At 54.0% G+C, this 15,899-nt stretch carries 19 protein-coding genes; 12 read left to right on the top strand and 7 right to left on the bottom strand.

Annotation, left to right across the window (positions count from 1 at the left end):
• Window position 1: 1 nt before the first annotated feature.
• The gene (locus tag D9K61_RS01425) at window positions 2-1,030 is read right to left on the bottom strand and encodes a fatty acid desaturase (protein WP_120631493.1); all 1,029 of its coding nucleotides are present in this window, start codon (window positions 1,028-1,030) and stop codon (window positions 2-4) included.
• A 4-nt stretch (window positions 1,031-1,034) separates the two neighbouring features.
• Complete coding sequence (locus tag D9K61_RS01420) at window positions 1,035-1,820, bottom strand: class II aldolase and adducin N-terminal domain-containing protein (RefSeq protein WP_254055644.1); 786 nt, start codon at window positions 1,818-1,820, stop codon at window positions 1,035-1,037.
• A 75-nt stretch (window positions 1,821-1,895) separates the two neighbouring features.
• Here D9K61_RS01420 and D9K61_RS01415 point away from each other — a divergent pair, with 75 nt between their 5' ends.
• The 3 genes from D9K61_RS01415 to D9K61_RS01405 all read left to right on the top strand — a co-directional run bounded on the left by D9K61_RS01415 (window position 1,896) and on the right by D9K61_RS01405 (window position 3,943).
• Window positions 1,896-2,780 (top strand): LysR family transcriptional regulator, encoded by an 885-nt coding sequence (locus D9K61_RS01415; protein ID WP_120631491.1) that lies wholly within the window; start codon window positions 1,896-1,898, stop codon window positions 2,778-2,780.
• A 352-nt stretch (window positions 2,781-3,132) separates the two neighbouring features.
• Window positions 3,133-3,702, top strand: a complete 570-nt coding sequence (locus tag D9K61_RS01410; RefSeq protein ID WP_120631490.1) for a recombinase family protein — start codon at window positions 3,133-3,135, stop codon at window positions 3,700-3,702.
• Window positions 3,689-3,943: a WGR domain-containing protein gene (locus tag D9K61_RS01405; RefSeq protein WP_120631489.1), complete on the top strand. Its 255-nt coding sequence runs from the start codon at window positions 3,689-3,691 to the stop codon at window positions 3,941-3,943. Before D9K61_RS01410 ends, D9K61_RS01405 begins: the two co-directional genes overlap by 14 nt.
• Before the next feature lie 284 nt (window positions 3,944-4,227).
• Here the strand turns inward: D9K61_RS01405 and D9K61_RS01400 are convergent, their stop codons facing one another.
• Window positions 4,228-5,151, bottom strand: a complete 924-nt coding sequence (locus tag D9K61_RS01400; RefSeq protein WP_120631488.1) for a LysR family transcriptional regulator — start codon at window positions 5,149-5,151, stop codon at window positions 4,228-4,230.
• Between the two features lie 101 nt (window positions 5,152-5,252).
• Here D9K61_RS01400 and D9K61_RS01395 point away from each other — a divergent pair, with 101 nt between their 5' ends.
• On the top strand, window positions 5,253-6,239 hold the full coding sequence (locus D9K61_RS01395; RefSeq protein WP_120631487.1) for a sterol desaturase family protein: 987 nt from the start codon (window positions 5,253-5,255) through the stop codon (window positions 6,237-6,239).
• Between the two features lie 73 nt (window positions 6,240-6,312).
• On the opposite strand, the gene D9K61_RS01390 is transcribed toward D9K61_RS01395, so the two are convergent.
• Both D9K61_RS01390 and D9K61_RS01385 read right to left on the bottom strand, forming a co-directional pair.
• Window positions 6,313-7,023: an IS6 family transposase gene (locus D9K61_RS01390; protein WP_120631486.1), complete on the bottom strand. Its 711-nt coding sequence runs from the start codon at window positions 7,021-7,023 to the stop codon at window positions 6,313-6,315.
• A 22-nt stretch (window positions 7,024-7,045) separates the two neighbouring features.
• The gene (locus D9K61_RS01385) at window positions 7,046-7,486 is read right to left on the bottom strand and encodes a PhnD/SsuA/transferrin family substrate-binding protein (protein ID WP_162946693.1); all 441 of its coding nucleotides are present in this window, start codon (window positions 7,484-7,486) and stop codon (window positions 7,046-7,048) included.
• 330 nt (window positions 7,487-7,816) lie between these two features.
• Between D9K61_RS01385 and D9K61_RS01380 the strand changes: the two genes are divergently transcribed.
• The 7 genes from D9K61_RS01380 (at window position 7,817) to D9K61_RS01345 (ending at window position 13,056) form a co-directional block, all read left to right on the top strand.
• A complete protein-coding gene (locus D9K61_RS01380) occupies window positions 7,817-8,710 on the top strand; it encodes a LysR family transcriptional regulator (RefSeq protein ID WP_120631484.1) in 894 nt (297 codons plus the stop codon).
• Window positions 8,711-9,303: 593 nt separating this feature from the next.
• On the top strand, window positions 9,304-10,563 hold the full coding sequence (locus D9K61_RS01370; RefSeq protein ID WP_162946692.1) for a S41 family peptidase: 1,260 nt from the start codon (window positions 9,304-9,306) through the stop codon (window positions 10,561-10,563).
• Window positions 10,564-10,644: 81 nt separating this feature from the next.
• On the top strand, window positions 10,645-10,917 hold the full coding sequence (locus D9K61_RS01365; RefSeq protein ID WP_162946691.1) for a hypothetical protein: 273 nt from the start codon (window positions 10,645-10,647) through the stop codon (window positions 10,915-10,917).
• Between the two features lie 53 nt (window positions 10,918-10,970).
• Entirely contained in the window at window positions 10,971-11,378 is a 408-nt protein-coding gene (locus D9K61_RS01360; RefSeq protein ID WP_120631480.1) for a hypothetical protein, read from the top strand.
• 120 nt (window positions 11,379-11,498) lie between these two features.
• On the top strand, window positions 11,499-11,879 hold the full coding sequence (locus D9K61_RS01355; protein WP_120631479.1) for a hypothetical protein: 381 nt from the start codon (window positions 11,499-11,501) through the stop codon (window positions 11,877-11,879).
• Window positions 11,880-11,931: 52 nt separating this feature from the next.
• Complete coding sequence (locus tag D9K61_RS01350) at window positions 11,932-12,627, top strand: hypothetical protein (RefSeq protein ID WP_120631478.1); 696 nt, start codon at window positions 11,932-11,934, stop codon at window positions 12,625-12,627.
• A 48-nt stretch (window positions 12,628-12,675) separates the two neighbouring features.
• The gene (locus D9K61_RS01345; RefSeq protein WP_120631477.1) at window positions 12,676-13,056 is read left to right on the top strand and encodes a hypothetical protein; all 381 of its coding nucleotides are present in this window, start codon (window positions 12,676-12,678) and stop codon (window positions 13,054-13,056) included.
• A 15-nt stretch (window positions 13,057-13,071) separates the two neighbouring features.
• Here D9K61_RS01345 and D9K61_RS01340 read toward each other — a convergent pair whose 3' ends face one another.
• Window positions 13,072-14,304, bottom strand: coding sequence for a S41 family peptidase (locus D9K61_RS01340; RefSeq protein WP_120631476.1), 1,233 nt, complete (start codon window positions 14,302-14,304; stop codon window positions 13,072-13,074).
• The gene (locus tag D9K61_RS01335) at window positions 14,301-14,519 is read right to left on the bottom strand and encodes a DUF3955 domain-containing protein (protein WP_162946689.1); all 219 of its coding nucleotides are present in this window, start codon (window positions 14,517-14,519) and stop codon (window positions 14,301-14,303) included. Before D9K61_RS01335 ends, D9K61_RS01340 begins: the two co-directional genes overlap by 4 nt.
• A gap of 197 nt (window positions 14,520-14,716) precedes the next feature.
• Between D9K61_RS01335 and D9K61_RS01330 the strand changes: the two genes are divergently transcribed.
• The gene (locus D9K61_RS01330; protein WP_120631474.1) at window positions 14,717-15,649 is read left to right on the top strand and encodes an IS5 family transposase; all 933 of its coding nucleotides are present in this window, start codon (window positions 14,717-14,719) and stop codon (window positions 15,647-15,649) included.
• The last annotated feature ends 250 nt before the right edge of the window (window positions 15,650-15,899 follow it).

Genomic DNA, 15,899 nt, shown 5'->3' with positions numbered 1-15,899 from the left:
CTCACATCGTCCTTTGCGCGACACGTTCGACCGGGCCGCCTTCGGTGATCATGTGGGTGGCCTGCCGAATGCTTGGTGCTCTGGTCGATTTGCCTAAGCTTCGCCGCAGCGTGATCACAAGAACCTCCCAGTTGGTCCGCACGAACCCGGGATCGGGCTCAGGCACCTGGCCTTTCACAGCATCCGCCAGATCAGGCAGGGCGTGGAACGGCACGTTGGGATAAAGGTGATGTTCCACATGGTTGTTCATGTTCATGTACAGAAAGTTCGCCAGCCAGCTGCCTTGGAAGGACCGGGTACTTTCGAGGATCGAGGGCGAGTTTTCCTGCAACTCGACATGCTGGATCAGAGTAAAGAGCAGCATCACAGGCGCACCCAAAACGCGGGGCACAACTATGAACCAGACTGGCCACCAGACCCCTGCAAACGGAGCAACGACAATCAGCGCATAGATGGCAAGCATGATCCGCGCGTTACGGGTCATCTTCGGGAATTCACCCTCAGGCGTAACCATCTTCATGGTGTCGGAGTATTGCCGGGTGGCCAGATGCCAGAATACGGCCATATGAAAACGCAGAAGACCAAAACCGGTGATCTCGGTCAACCATCCGCCAAAGCCCATAGGAGTATCAAAAGGCATCTGGCTGTCCTTACCCACATGCCAGGTATGAGTGTGGTGGTTGGTATGGGTGTAGCGGCGATGCAGCGGCTCTTCCATATAAAGTAGCGAGGTCACCCAAAGCACCGTCTCATTCAGCCAGCGTGTGCGGAATGCAGTGCCGTGGGCGCATTCATGACTGAAGCTATAAGACGGAACGGTCAGGAAAACGCCCAGAATGAACATCGCTGGCCACATCCACAATGTACCCAGAGTTGCCCAGATCAAAACGCTCCCGAGTGCAAGAGACGAGCCCCACTGCGCCATATAGATCAAGCCGGGGCGGTCAGAACGCGCAGCAATGGACTTCAAGGTCTTCTTGTCAAGTTTCACACCGGAAGAGGCAGCATTGGTTGGAATATATTCTGGCATGGAGTCAGCTCGCGTAGTCAGAGTTTTCGTGATCAAGGATGGCCTTGAGTTCGGTCAGATGGCGTTCTGCCTGACCGGGATAATCGTCCAGCTCCTGTGCGGTTTTTTCTGCAATTTCATCGCTGAGGACCCGGAGTGACTGCCCGGTTTGCAGCGCACGGATATAGGTTTCCGCGGCGCGCTCGAAGTAATAGAGACGGTTGAACGTGTCCGCGACTGTATCCCCGATCACCAAAATGCCGTGATTACCCATGATCATCACTTTGATCTTGGGGTCGGACAGAAGCGAGGCACAGCGTGCACCCTCTTCTTCAAAGGCCAGCCCACCAAAGTGGTCATCAATCACATAGCGGTTGTAGAAGGTCGCCGTGTTCTGGTCGATGGGCGGCGGGGTGCTATCCGCAAGCGAAGCCAGAACCGTGGCGTGAATCGAATGCACATGCATGACGCACCGCGCATGCGGGCAGGTCCGGTGTACAGAGCCGTGCAACCCCCAGGCCGTTGGGTCCGGCGCATCGGGGTGATCCATCGTCTTGACGTCATTGGCATCCAGCAGCAACATATCCGATGCCTTGATCCTGCTGAAATGCCTCTGGTTCGGATTCATCAGGAACTGAGTGCCGCTGTCATTAACGGCCAGGCTGAAATGGTTCGCGACGGCCTCATGCAAATTCAGCCGGACAGTCCAGCGAAATGCGGCCGCCATATCCACGCGCTCGGCCCAATGTGTCAGGTTCTGAGAAGTCAGTGGCTGCAGCATAAATGCCTCCCATTTAGCTACATGGGACATGCCAGAATTATGGATTTTGTGACAAACGATGAATCTGGGGTATATCTATTAAGAAAACTACTGGATTAATCGCACATGACCAATCTGCCATCTCAACTGCCTCCCCTCACATGGCTGAGAGCATTCGAAGAAAGCGCGCGCCATCTGAACTTCACACGTGCAGCGGCCGAATTGAACATGACCCAATCGGCGGTCAGTCAGCATGTGCGCAGTTTGGAGGCATTTCTTGGGCGTGATCTTTTTATACGAAAGACCCGCGTGCTAGAGTTGACAGAAGATGGCGCAAACTACCTACCTGGCATTCGCGAAGCCTTTGGCCTGATCGCCGCAAGCACCCAGGCGTTCACCGGCGGCGCAACAGGTCAGATATTGAATGTACAGTGCAACATGGCTTTCTCTGTATTCTGGCTCGCGCCGCGTTTGTATCGGCTCTACGCACGCCACCCGGGGCTGGTTTTGAATATCGTTACGCCAATCTGGGACCCGGAGCGCCACGCTACCCATGCTGCTTTGGAAATCCGGTTCGGCAGGGCGGAAGAAATCTCCGATACGGCAGAGCGCCTACCCGCTGACAATTTCTATCCTGTCTGCGCTCCCGGCTATCAGGACGGTGAATTCGATTTGGCAACCGCCACTCTTTTTGACTGCGCGGGCACAACCGGAACCTGGGATGCTTGGTTCGCCGCCAACGGGCGGGAATTTGGCAGAGCGGGCGAGGTCAATCTTGTGTCTACTTACGTTATCGCCATTACTGGGGCACTGAACGGTGCCGGGATCACGATGGCACATGACACATTGGTGCGCGATCTTTTGAAGCTCGGGCAACTTGTCCGGCCCTTTACGGGCATGGCACCGTTGAACGAAGGATACTTCCTTCTGCCACCTTCCCCTCACACAACGACGCCAGCGAGCGAAGCGTTTCTCAAATGGATCAGAGAGGAGGTGGCAGAGTCACATTAAGAAAAGCGAGTTATGCTAAATACCGGCGTGTTCTAAGCATCAAAAGGTCATCGCTTACCCTATACATCCCAACGAATTCGCTGGACAGGCTCTCGAAGATACGTGCTGACCGTTCCATTAAGGCCACAGGTAGACATAAACCCCCTGCCAGAACCCTTGTGTCAAAAACGGTCAGCTGCGCAACACGCACCCTGCCCTCTGAGACCGGACAGCCCATCGGCCCCACAGAACCCCAAGAAAAACAGGCACGCCAGCATCGGATGTGCAAGCCCCCTGCCCTACCCTCCGATTGTTGCGAAAATATGTTGCGAATTCACTTGATTGAGCAACAAGAAAGCGCAACACTCTACACATGAACTTTGGCTATGCGCGTGTATCGACAGACGACCAGGCCACCGCCGCGCAACTTGATGCGCTGCGCGATGCTAAATGCGAGCGCATGTTCGAGGAACGTGCGTCTGGCGGACGTTGGGATCGACCAGAGCTGCACCGGATGCTTGACCAGCTCCGCGATGGCGACGTTGTTGTTGTCTGGAAGCTCGACCGGCTGTCGCGATCACTGAAAGACCTGCTTTCCATCATGGAGAAGATCGATGCAGTCGGAGCCGGGTTCCGGTCGCTAACGGAAACCATCGACACGACGACGCCCGCAGGCCGCATGATGATGCAGATGGTGGGTGTCTTCGCCGAGTTCGAGCGCGAGATGATCCGCGAACGCACCCGCGCCGGGTTAGAACGCGCCCGCAAGAAGGGACGCCACCCAGGGCGCAAGCCGAAGCTGTCAGACGATCAGCGTCGAGAAATTCGCGACCTGGTGCGATCCGGCAAGCGCACCGAGGCGGAGGCCGCGCGCCTGTTCAATGTCCATCGCTCCACGATCAGCCGTGTCATGCGGGAGGCCTCATCCGATGCAACAGCTTGATCTGTTCCCAGAGGACATCCGTATTGAGCGTGTTGACTTTGACGCCAATATGTACCGGTTCTATCGGCTGCGGTTGTTGCCCGATCTCTTTGGTGGGGTTTCACTGCTACGCGAATGGGGCCGCATCGGCACCCAAGGACAGCATAGGATCGACTGTTTCGTGGACGCTGGTAGTGCAGCCGACGCTATGATTGCCCTCTTTCGGGCAAAACAAAAGCGGGGCTATCAGCTCACTGTGTGATCCTAAGGGCGAGGCCTCTGCCCGTTCATATCACGTTTTCCCGATAGCAACCGTTCGTTCAGATCGCGGCGAAAGAGGAAATAGAGCCCTGAGCGGAAGTGTCAAAATCTCGCTGCGCGCGCACGAAGCGCAAATTCTGCCGCGCTCGCATTGTCGGTGCCTCTGCAAGGCGGCGTGAAAACCCGCCGTTCAAAGGACATGCAGCAAGGATCGTGGGGGCAACTAACAGGTCGCGGACATAGCACCATTTCGCTGCATGCGCCCCAATGGCTGCTTATCTAGGACTAGCTCGAGATAACACATCGAGTTGGCCCAGATTCAATGAAGTGATCGCGGCAGGCTTGCGCGAAGTCTTGAACGATCCGCCTTGGGCGCGCGCTGTCGTAACCGAGGGCCAGCGTCAGCGGTGGCAAAGTATCTGAAATCGGGCGCGCGACGACGGCCGCACCGCCATAAGTCTCGGACGTTAAAGGCAGCATGTTCAGGATGGCGCATCCCCGCCCTGCGGCGACAAGACTGCGGACCATTTCGGTCGAATTCGCATAGGCCGCGACTGGCGCTTGCCGTGTGCTGGATTGAAACAGACCCTCGTAATACGAGGCCGCAACGGGGCGGTTCAGCACGATCAAAGGTTCCTTTGTAATCTGAGCCATCGTGACTGCATCCTGGTCTGCCAATGGATGGGACTGTGGCAGCAAGCAGTACGGCGGAGCCGTGATCAAAGTGTCAAATTCGATGGAGGGCCGCACACCTTCTGCGACAAACAAAATGGCATCGTATGTCCCGTTGAGCAGCCCGTCCTGTGCGTGATCGTTGTTACATTCTTCCAACTCAAGCGTGACATCTGTCTTGTTGGACAAGAAAACATCAAAAACTTGCGGAAGGAACGCGGGCGCGATGGGAGCATAGTAGCCAACCCTCAGGGTCCCGGTTTGCGATTGCTTCAGTTCTGTCCCTTCGATGAGAAGTGACCGATAGTCCTCAAGCAAACGTTCGCACTTGCGCGCCACATCTCGCCCCGCCGCGTTCGCCTGAATCCCCCGTGCACGTTGGCGGATCACCAAGGTCAGATCAAATTCCGCCTCGACCTGATCAATCGCGCTGGATACAGCAGAGGCTGCAATGTTCAGCTCTGCCGCCGCTTTGACAATGCTGCCATGACGCAGGGCAGTGGTGAAATACTCCATGGCTTTTAGAGTCAGCGGCATCTCTATCTCTGAGTTTATGATGATGTTGGTCTTTTAATACTATTTTTCCGTCGAAACAAAACATGCCAAAGTTATCGGGCTGTCTGTCTAGGAGGTGATTGATGTCTGACGCACCACTCAAAGGCTGGAACCACACGCCAAAGGTGCCGCTACAAGTGTCGCCATTCTTTAGCTGGCCGCCACGCCCAATAGCGATGGTCGCGTGGTTCTGGAACTCGTGGTTCTTCATCACCGTACGATTGATCATCGTCGCGATTGCCTGCATTTCGTTTTACTGGTTTCAACCGCCGCTAGAAGAAACGCAAACGCTCGCATTCGGCTGGATCGCTGAAATGTTCATCCGCAACGTCGCGTTGATGACGCTCGTGGCCGGAGGGCTGCACCTCTATTTCTATACCTTCACCAAACAGGGCCAGGAGTTGAAATACGACCCGCGCCCACTGATGAAAAACGGGCGGCAGTTCACGCTAGGCGGGCAAATCCGTGACAACATGTTCTGGACCATCGCCAGCGGCGTTACGGTTTGGACGTTCTATGAGGTGCTGATGTTCTGGGCGATGGCCAATGGCTATGCACCGATGCTGACATGGGCTGCGCACCCGATCTCGTTCATTGCGCTATTTCTGCTGATCCCTATCTGGGAAAGCTTTTATTTCTACTGGATTCACCGGTTCCTGCACATCCCGTTCTTCTACAAGCACGTCCACGCGCTTCATCACCGCAACATCAACGTTGGTCCTTGGTCGGGGATGGCGATGCACCCCGTCGAACACCTCATCTTTCTCGGATCGGTGCTGATCCACTTTGTCGTGGCGGCGCATCCGGTGCATATTCTGTTCCATCTGCAATATTACGCGCTGACGGCAGCGACCACGCATACGGGCTTTGAAGGCATGGTGGTCAAGGACAAAAACCGCCTCAAGCTGGGGACGTTTCACCACCAGATGCACCACCGCTATTTTGAATGTAACTATGGCTCGCTCGAATTGCCTTGGGACAAGTGGTTTGGTTCATTTCATGATGGCACTGTGGAATCTGACGCGAAAATCCGCGAACGCCGCAAGAAATTTACAAACGGGGCCAAGTGATATGGGTGGCATGACAGTCAAAGGTATTGCCAAGTTATTGACCTGAGCTTGTGACGCATTGGCAGAGGCTGGATCAAGCCGTCATTTCTTCAGTGTAATCGTCCCGGAGGTAGAATGCGTCGGAACGCGCGTGGCGGTATGAGTTTGCGGTGAGTTGATATCGGCGGGGACGGAAGATCAGGTTGATCTGGTCATGCGCAGACAGAAACCTCTGAGCCTGCCGGTGAGACTTGAACTTACCGAATAGCTTCTCTCTTTTGCGAGTCGGTCGATGGGAGACTTCGATCGCGTTGTTGAGACCCTTGTGAGCGCGATGATCCGCGTCCGGTGCCAGCGTGTTGATCGGCTTGATGTAGCTGCGCAATTTGTCGGTGATAACGACCCTGGGTTCGCCAAATTTGCCAACCAACCCTTTGAAAAAGCGCTTTGCGGCTTTGGCGCTTCGACGCGTTTGCACGAGAATGTCGAGCACATCGCCATTTGCGGCGATTGCGCGCCACAGCCAGTGTTTCCTGCCACGGATCATGATCACGACTTCGTCCATGTGCCACTTGTCGTTTGGCCGTGGACGATCACGGCGAATGCAATCTGCAAAGTGCTGACCGAAGCGATTGACCCAAAGCCGAACGGCTTCCCGGCTCACGATCACGCCCCTCGCAGCCAACAGATCCTCGACGTCAGTTGTACTCAACGCAAAGCGATGGTAAGCCCAAACCGCGTAGGCAATGATCTCGCGAGGAAAGCGAAAACCCTTCAGGCGTGGCATGATCGTTGGAATGTTCATTAGCGCGACATAGCTGGATCACTCAGCCTGAACAACTTGGCAATACCGTTGAAGTTGATCCAACATCACCAAACGCAATGCGTTTACCCTTGAGATCGTCAATGGTTCCGATGCCAGAGTCATTTGTGGTCACGATCTGAGTGAAGTAATCAAGGCGCTGCCAAGCCACGACAGGAACTGCTTTGGCGCGAGCCCGGAAAACGATGTACTCAGCAGGGCCGGTCAGAATAAAGTCAACGTTCCCGCCAGCCATCGCCTCGACTGCGGCGGTGCGGCTGTTAACAGGAAAGAACTCAACTTCTTTGCCGGTAACTTCTGTCAGCGCCGCTGCGAATTCACCATATTCAGTCTGAAGCGATTCCAGTCCGGTGATGTCGGTAACGCCGAACTTCAGGGAATCTGCTGCTAGTACACCTGCTGACAACAATGTACACGTAATCGCGGCTATCAGGTTTTTAATCACATCTATCTCCTGTGCTGATCGTAGTCGGAACTGACATATGACGCGGCGCCACACACCATAGCATCCATCTATTTTAAGCGTGTTACAGCTACATGATGCCAATGCCGATTTCGAATATAGATTTGCATGGTACGCATAAGCTTGCGCACTTTGGTCGAAAGATGACAGAAAAATACATTTATTAATAGCGACATAAGAAGAACTTATCGGGTGAACGCGTTCATCTTAGAAAATGACTTCTTGGCGAAAGTATTCCAATTTATTATGGTGAAGTAGGGTACTTCCCAAAGAGGTTTCCCCCGAATTTGATAACAAGAAGGCAATGATTCTTTGAAACTAGACTGGCTGGAAGACTTCATCGTGTTGAGCGAGGAAGGAAGTTTTTCGCGAACCGCACGCCGTCGGAATGTCGCGCAACCAGCCCTCAGCCGGCGTATTCGTGCGTTGGAAAGCTGGGCAGGGACAGAGCTGTTCGATCGACAAAGGCATCCTGTCTCGTTGACAGAACAAGGTCGGTTGTTTCAGCCTTTTGCTGAGGACGCAATGCGATCGATTAGGCAGGGTCGCAACAAATTACAGTCTAACAAGCAAGATGACAAGATTCTCAAATTTTCCAGCACACACACAATTTCAATTTTGTTTTTCCCAGACTGGTTCAGATCGATTCATGCTGAGCTAGGTGGCACAGGAATTAGTTTACAGGCTAATCATCTGGAACACTGTGTTAAAGAGTTGGAAAACGGGTCGTGCCATTTCATGTTATGTTATTCTGACGGAACTGAGTTGCTTGGTTTTGACGAGCGTTCATTTGAGTGCAAATGCGTTGGTCGCGATGAGCTTATCCCGGTTTCGATGGTCGACTCCTTGAGGCAACCGAAATATACGCTGCCGGGAAAGTCGACGGACCCGAATCCGCTGCTTGAGTATTCGCCAGCATCTGCGTTGGGTAGGATGGTAGAAGCCTTACTAACCAGAAAGCGAGAGCATCCACGCGTTCAAAAACAATCAGAGTCACCTGCTGCTGACAATTTACTGGCACTTGCAAGTCAGGGATTGGGCATCGCGTGGATTTCGGGATTGAGGTTAAAAGGGATTGACGGCGATGAGTATCCGGATCTGGCGAGGGCGGGCGACAGAAGTTGGAACGTTCCGCTTGAGATCAGGATATACAAGTCGAACGGGCCCTTGCCCAAAACGGCTGCAAATTTCTGGAACATGATTTGATCGCTTGGTCTAACTACCAAAACGATAGGATCGGTCGTAGCAAAAGGAAGACACCTGAAAGCCCCAACATGACAACAACAGACATGCGAAAGACATCCCGCGACATTCTTGCATGCAATTTCAGGCCAATTGAGGTTCCCATATACATCGGAACCAGTCCGACAATTGAATAAGTGAACGCATCACATGTTAGGTGTTTGATCCCATGGTTTGATGGTTCGATCTGTTCTTTGAAATGGAAGGAAGCATCATGGGACAAGTTCGTCACGAGAGCGCCCCACAGGTATAGTCCGAACGCTGCGCGGGGAACGGGATATCCATTCCATCAGATCCGCATTGCGTCCTTTGCGCAAAGGGTCCATCTAAAGTGCAAGCATAAGGACTGATTTATGAATTTACCTCGCATACTCATGGTAATCTGTGTCTGCCTGTTAGGCGCTCAACTCCCGGCATTTGCGCAGATGGCAGAACCATCCACCGCTTGTGCGCCCTATACCGACCGGGATGTTGAATTTGTTCGCTCAACGATGAACAGATACCACCCTCGCTTGGCAACCCCTTTCGCAGCAAACGCTGCGCCAGGGACCTTCAAAATGTCAACCGACTCGGTGCAGAGCTATTTCGACATGCTGCGCGTTATTGGGGGGTATCAGGATGCGCATATGTCCTTGCCCATGCCGAATTGCGTGTCAGCTACGCTTGGGGAATTGGCTGTTTTCCCGCTGGCGATCATGATCCGCGAAGGACGCATTTATGCCGATCAGCGGAATGCCGACATCCCTGCGGGGGCAGAAATCACCGCAATCAACGGCAAGTCCTCTGAGGCCGTTTTGTTGGATTTGCTGGGGTTTGCATCGGTTGATGATGCCCCGACCCTTGCCCGTTCGGAAACGATCGAAGCAGAGTTTTCGCTGTATCTGAGCGCCCAACTTGATTTCACGGATCAATACAAAGTGACGTTCCTGCCAGTGGGTGCCCAAACCCCGACATCACACACTCTGCAGGCGGAGCCGTTGGAGATGGCTTGGCCCGTGATGCAGCAAAACAAGGTGTCGGCCAACCTGATCCATCAGATCTGTCAGGGCGACAGCTGCAATGCCAGCCTCCGGGCCGGGGATCAGCCGGTGCTTTATTCCCGGATCGTGGATTTTGCCCCTGACACCCCGCAGCCGGATGGGTTTTTTGATGCTCTTGCCGAAGATCTGGTGGCCTCAGCCCGCCGTGATCGGGCGGAAAATGTAATCCTTGATCTGCGCGCCAATCCCGGTGGTTATCGCGAGTTGGTTGTGATCCTCGCCAACCATCTAACCGGCGCACCTTATGCGCAGCGCCGCAGCACGTTTCTGAGAAGCCGTGAGATTGCGCAGGAACCGGCTCTGCGCAACGCTGCAGACATCAAAGGTCTCCTTGAGCAACTTCCCAGCGGATCGCCGTGCCCTCAGGGGATCTGCTTTGCCGATGATCCTTTAGAAGAATATATGCAGCCCGCCCAGCCGACCTTTGCGGGCCATATTTGGATCCTTTTGGATGGCTCAACCGTATCTGCGGCCACTGAACTGGCCTATACGCTGCAAACCCACCAACCGAATGTCACCATAGTTGGATCGGAAAGCGGTGGAGGGGCGGCCTATCACAGCGGCGATGTTTCGGCGGTGTTTGCTCTGCCGGACAGTGATCACATATTCGAGTTTTCCATTGTTGGCATTGTTCATGATGTGGCAGATGATCAGCGAAATCAGCGTGGTGGGATCGTACCGCAAGTCAAAGCCACCCTGTCCGGGCCGGATTTGCACCACTTCCATGATGGGGTTCTGGCGCAGGTTCTGGAGTTGATCGCGAAGACCACTGATTGATGGGGAATATGAGATAGCTCCCTCAAATTTCTCCGGCAGCGATCTTATGTTGTCTGTATGGAAAACGATACACATTATCCCATGACGCCACCCCTGATTGAGGGCGAGTGTTATGAATGGGCGCAGGAAACGCCTGTCTATGTGCGGCTTGGTGTGCCTGCTCCTGACCCCGCATCGACGGGCGATTTCTATTGCCCGGTTGAAGTGCTTACACACAAAACCGGCGAAATGCTGCTTTACACCGAGGCGTTCGGGATCAACGCCTTGCAGGCCGTTGAAAACGCGTTTTTATGTGTTCGGCAGAGATGGCCGATTATTTTCGATCCCAATCTGAGGAGCGTATGCGACAGTTAGGTATTGCTCTGACATTGATTGCCCTTACGGCTTGTAATCCAACTGCACACCCTGTGATCGATACACCTGATGAAACCCCGTTGATCCTTATTGCCAATGTTCCCGAACAAAGCTGGAATGACCTGAAATCCGAGACGCAGCGGGTAAATAAGGATGGATTTCGCGCCCATGTCCGGTTTGCGGATGGTCGGAAATTTCTGGGCGCTGATGAGACCCGGCTGCGCGAGGCGTTTGATCCGGAAGCGGTCAGCGTGATTTTTGCGGCGGATTTGTTGACCTTCCAGCACCCGAACAGGCCTGTGATTGCCATTGATCCCGGAGGCGAAATCCCCAGTTTCCGGGTCCGGTTGCGCGATCTTTGGATCATCGAAAACAATGTTTCAATTGGCAACGTTCTGTTTGAGGAATTTGCCGAGGGTCAGGTGGTAGATGGCTGGTTTGTTGGTATGGACGAAATGTAAGACTATGAGATTAATAACACTTTTTGCAGCCTCATTTTCCTGTCTGGCTGTGTCCCTGAAGATCACCAGCCAGCTGCGACAGGTTTGTTTGACTATGAAAGTTCAGATGCTGGCCGCGAAATGGTTTTCTTTGATGTGTTCGAGCAGCATTGGCGCGACGACAGGGGCATTTGCAAAACCTGTACCCCTGATCGAAAATTCTATTCAGACGGCAGTATGTCATTGGATGAGAATACGGCCGTTATCTGGACTGGACTGAACCTCGTTTTGTTGAATGATGCGGGTGATCCACCTCCTGAAAAGGAAGTGGCCAACCTGCTTCAGGAACACTATGCAGAAGGATCGGGGCAATTCCCTGTCCGCGTCCGGGAAAACGGTGGTGCGTTTTACATACTGGTCCCGGTCGATCGAGGTTATCCCATCCCTGATTTTCTGGCCCGTGACGGGTATTTGCGTGCATATTATGAGATCCCCCACGTCTGGAACTCTGATGAATGGTGACGTCAGGTGAAGACATTTCGTAGCCAGTTGGAAAGTTTGAGGACATGACACCATGACAGGAAAGCGAATTCTTGCAATCGCAACTCTGCTATTACTGGCGGTGGCTGGCGGGGTGTATTTTGAGTTTCAGCGCAACGCGACACCAACCGTTCGAACAGATGTCAGCACTCCGGTCTATTCTTTAGGAGAGTTGCAAAGCTATGATTCGGCGCTTTCCGATGGACGCGTCGTGGTCAAGTTCGGGCCGATGTTTCTTGGCCTTTACCCGGGCGGCCAGGCCTTTACCACGGTAGAGGCCGCGGCATCATATATGTCGCAGAATGATTGGGATCCCGCAGCTTGGGGGATCTACGAACTATCCGGGGATTTTTTGTTGGACGTGAGCGGCGGCTATACGAATAAATCGTTGATCGTAAGGCCCAAAACGCAAGGCATTCTTGCAATCGGGCAAGCCCCGGAAAACCTGTTGATGTTCGGCCCCATAGGTATCTCAAAGGCGGATATTCTGACATATGGCTTCGAAACAGACACGCCATCTGTGCAGATAAGGTTGTCAGAGGAAAAAGCGCAGGAACTGGCAGCCTACACAAAAAGCTCTGTTGGAACGCAAATGAATATACGCCTCATCGGTCAACTGGTCCGCATCATTCACATCGCCGAAGCGATCACCGGGGGGGAGATACGATTAAGTTTGGACAAAGAACATTCCGCAACGCTGAAACAACGGTTGGCATCAGGCGATGATTAGCCGGGTTGGCGGCGATCCGGTGTACGAAATATTAAAAGGAGGTAGAGAATGCAAAGCACACGCATATTTCAAACAATCGCGATCCTGGCGGGGAGCCTAGCCGTTTTGTCGGGATGTCAACAAACCGCCGAAGAGGATACATCGTTTCGCGGTGCGTTTACCTATGGCCCGGAAGTCAGGACGTTTCAGGCCTGTAATAGCGATGCGGTTGTGTGGCTGGATGGGGATCAGGATGTGCTGACGCCCTTGGAGGCTGCCTCTATGAAGCATGCGGCGACGGTTGGAACCCCTTACCAACCCATCTTTGTTCAGATTGAAGGCAGATATGTTGCGCAGGCCACGGATGGTTTTGCTGAAGACTACGAAAGGCGGATTTTGGCCCGAACTGCGACCGTCCTTTCACCGGACCTGCCGGATGGTTGCATCTGACAGATCGTGTTATCGTCACTTTGCTGCGGTGACCAGACCTTGCGCAGTCGTGACCGCAGCTTTCAATTGTGCATCCATGTCCGGGCCATAGGCGGCTGGATTTGTAATAGCCGCCTCTGGCGCAATGCCTGTGCCTTCCAATACCGTGCCGCCCACGGTCAAGCCAGCAACAGCAACGTAAACGGCCCCACCGTTTGACAAAGGAAACAACCGACCGCCGGTGACGGCGCCCGCCGTATGTGTGCCAACCGTTGTGCCCAGATCGCGCCTGAGGAATTCATATACAAACAGCTCAGCCGCGCTTCGGGTATGATGATCGGTGATCAACACAGTTTTGCCGACAAAGCTCTTGCCGTTGCAGGAAGTACCCTCGAGCATCACGGTGCAGACGCGCCCAATCGGGGGATCAATCAGATCGATCAACCCAAGCCCTCCACCGCCGACCGCACCGCGCAAATCCAGAACGAGCGCATCGGCATTTTCATAGGGTTGTGCTGCCAGAAACCGGGCAGGAGCCCCGTGAGCCAGAGACCAGAACCGCATATAGGCAATTTTTGCACCCTCGGTTTCGATCATTCTGAAACTGGTTCGGGTCGCCTCGTTCAGGACATCAAGCGCCGGTGCCTGATTGATGGGCAGGGCAAATTGTAGTTCACGGCTGCCGCGTCGGATCAACAGAGAGATATTTTCGGCGGGGGTGGCAAGGCTGCGCGTCGGGTGAAAGGCTCGCCCGTTCGCCTGCACAATAACATCACCGACATAAACGCCCTTTTGTGCGGCAGCACCGTTGTTCAGAACCTGATCCACCACATGATTTGCGCCATCCCAGCGGGTCAGAACGCCGATGCTGCGCAGTTGGGGGCGAGTGTCACCGAAACGCCCGGAAATCAGTTCTGACAGGATTTCATTGTCCCGAAACACATCCAGAATGATCGGCAGATAGGGATCATCCGGGCCAAGATAACGCGTATGTGACGTGTTTAAGGCCGAGAGCATTTCGTCAATATGACGCGCAACCGCATCAGGGGTGCTCTTGGCTTCAAGGGTTTGCGCATAGCTGTCGCACACCGCCTGCCAATTCACTCCGTTCATCTGTGTATCATAGAAGTTTTGTTCTACTATGGTGCAAACTTCGCGCAGGACTGCCTGATTTTGACTGTCAGGATTTGAGTCCGCAGACCCCACGGCCGACAGCGCCATCATCGCGGTCACAGCAATGCCAGACAGAAACTTCCTGGCCTTCTTCATCCTCGGTTCCGATACCAGTTTACAATCAACACGACCGCACCTGTAGCGGCAATAAGATACCCGAGCGGCAAAAACAGGCTTTCTTCCAGAAAGCCATCTTCCGTCAGGCCGCCAAAGAAAATCTGTTCACACAGCCAGAAAACCAAAGCTAAAACGATTAGAAAAATACCTATTGATTTGAGTGAAATACGCATATTTATGGTTCCGTTTGCCACGCTAATCACTTCTCATTACCTAGGTTCGATCTGATGTAGCTACAAGATTGCAATGGACATCAAAACCGATAGTGGGCGAATTATGGCGGACGGATGCGAAAGAAATAACTTAGGATCAAAATACGCCCGTGCACGGCTTTGTTGCACAAATCACGCCGGGGATTCACTCTATGAATCCAGCGTGATAGCCGGGAGGCATGAGCAGTTGGACCCTTACGAAGTACAAGACCAGGAACTGGCCTTCGTACAACACAGCGCTGAAGCAACGCGGATCGCTGTCGATTTGGTTTGATCCGGAGATGGTCTGGACGCCGCCGCCAACGGGCAAGCGTGGGCGGCAGCAACAATTCAGCGAAGCCGCGATCCAGACCTGCCTGACCCTGAAGGTGCTGTTTGGCATGCCGCTCCGGCAGACTACAGGGTTCGTCGAGAGCTTGCTACGGCTGGTTGGGCTGGATTGGACCGTTCCGGATTTCAGCACCTTGTGCCGCCGCCAGAAGACACTGAACGTGAACCTGCCCTATCGCGGTAACACCGGCCCGCTAAACCTCTTGATTGACAGCACGGGTATCAAGGCAGAGGGCGAAGGCGAGTGGAACGCCCGCAAACACGGTGGCACTAATCGCCGGATATGGCGAAAGATACACATAGGGATCGACGAGGAAACGCTGGAAGTGCGGGCGGTCGAGGTCACCACCAGCAATGTTGGCGACGCGCCCATGTTGCCAGAATTGCTTGACCAAATCCCGCCTGATCAGGTTGTCGGATCAGTGACTGCTGATGGGGCCTACGACACCCGGAACTGCCATGACGCGATTGCCGCCCGCGGCGCTCATGCCGTCATCCCTCCACGGAAGAATGCAAAACCGTGGAAACCCACGAGCGCCGGGGCCATCGCCCGGAACGAGGTCGTCAATGCCTCGCGATACCTCGGTCGGGCTATCTGGCGGCGATGGAGCGGCTATCACCGCCGGAGCCGGGTCGAGACAAAGATGCATTGCGTGAAGTTGCTGGGGCAAAGCCTCATGGCGCGGGACTTCGACCGCCAGGTCGCAGAGATCCAAGTCCGCGTTGCCGTGCTCAATCGCTACACCACGCTTGGCATACCCATCACAGAGGCCGTAGGATAAGTCTGTCCGGGGAAAGGGGAAGTCCGACCACACCCCGATTTGTGCAACAAAGCCCGCTGGCGGTCAGCCTTTGCACATCATCCCAGTGATCCAGTATCACCGCCTCATTTACCGTCCTTCCCATCAAATGTCTCAACTGTTTCCTTTCTCCATTCCTTCCAAATCCCCCCTTTCCTCGTTTTCTTTTCCTCCCCTCTCAAACCCTCCCAAACCATCCTTTTCTTCTCCTCTTATTATTTGCCTTTCTCTT

Source organism: Ruegeria sp. EL01, assembly GCF_900313035.1.
Taxonomy (GTDB): domain Bacteria; phylum Pseudomonadota; class Alphaproteobacteria; order Rhodobacterales; family Rhodobacteraceae; genus Ruegeria.
This window is presented reverse-complemented; position numbering and strand designations above follow the sequence as displayed.

Bases quoted from the DNA above. Each gene is read 5' to 3' on its own strand.
- D9K61_RS01425 (WP_120631493.1), bottom strand. From the start codon at position 1,030: ATGCCAGAATATATTCCAACCAATGCTGCCTCTTCCGGTGTGAAACTT.
- D9K61_RS01420 (WP_254055644.1), bottom strand. From the start codon at position 1,820: ATGTCCCATGTAGCTAAATGGGAGGCATTTATGCTGCAGCCACTGACT.
- D9K61_RS01415 (WP_120631491.1), top strand. From the start codon at position 1,896: ATGACCAATCTGCCATCTCAACTGCCTCCCCTCACATGGCTGAGAGCA.
- D9K61_RS01410 (WP_120631490.1), top strand. From the start codon at position 3,133: ATGAACTTTGGCTATGCGCGTGTATCGACAGACGACCAGGCCACCGCC.
- D9K61_RS01405 (WP_120631489.1), top strand. From the start codon at position 3,689: ATGCAACAGCTTGATCTGTTCCCAGAGGACATCCGTATTGAGCGTGTT.
- D9K61_RS01400 (WP_120631488.1), bottom strand. From the start codon at position 5,151: ATGCCGCTGACTCTAAAAGCCATGGAGTATTTCACCACTGCCCTGCGT.
- D9K61_RS01395 (WP_120631487.1), top strand. From the start codon at position 5,253: ATGTCTGACGCACCACTCAAAGGCTGGAACCACACGCCAAAGGTGCCG.
- D9K61_RS01390 (WP_120631486.1), bottom strand. From the start codon at position 7,023: ATGAACATTCCAACGATCATGCCACGCCTGAAGGGTTTTCGCTTTCCT.
- D9K61_RS01370 (WP_162946692.1), top strand. From the start codon at position 9,304: ATGTCAACCGACTCGGTGCAGAGCTATTTCGACATGCTGCGCGTTATT.
- D9K61_RS01365 (WP_162946691.1), top strand. From the start codon at position 10,645: ATGACGCCACCCCTGATTGAGGGCGAGTGTTATGAATGGGCGCAGGAA.
- D9K61_RS01355 (WP_120631479.1), top strand. From the start codon at position 11,499: ATGGTTTTCTTTGATGTGTTCGAGCAGCATTGGCGCGACGACAGGGGC.
- D9K61_RS01350 (WP_120631478.1), top strand. From the start codon at position 11,932: ATGACAGGAAAGCGAATTCTTGCAATCGCAACTCTGCTATTACTGGCG.
- D9K61_RS01345 (WP_120631477.1), top strand. From the start codon at position 12,676: ATGCAAAGCACACGCATATTTCAAACAATCGCGATCCTGGCGGGGAGC.
- D9K61_RS01340 (WP_120631476.1), bottom strand. From the start codon at position 14,304: ATGAAGAAGGCCAGGAAGTTTCTGTCTGGCATTGCTGTGACCGCGATG.
- D9K61_RS01330 (WP_120631474.1), top strand. From the start codon at position 14,717: ATGAGCAGTTGGACCCTTACGAAGTACAAGACCAGGAACTGGCCTTCG.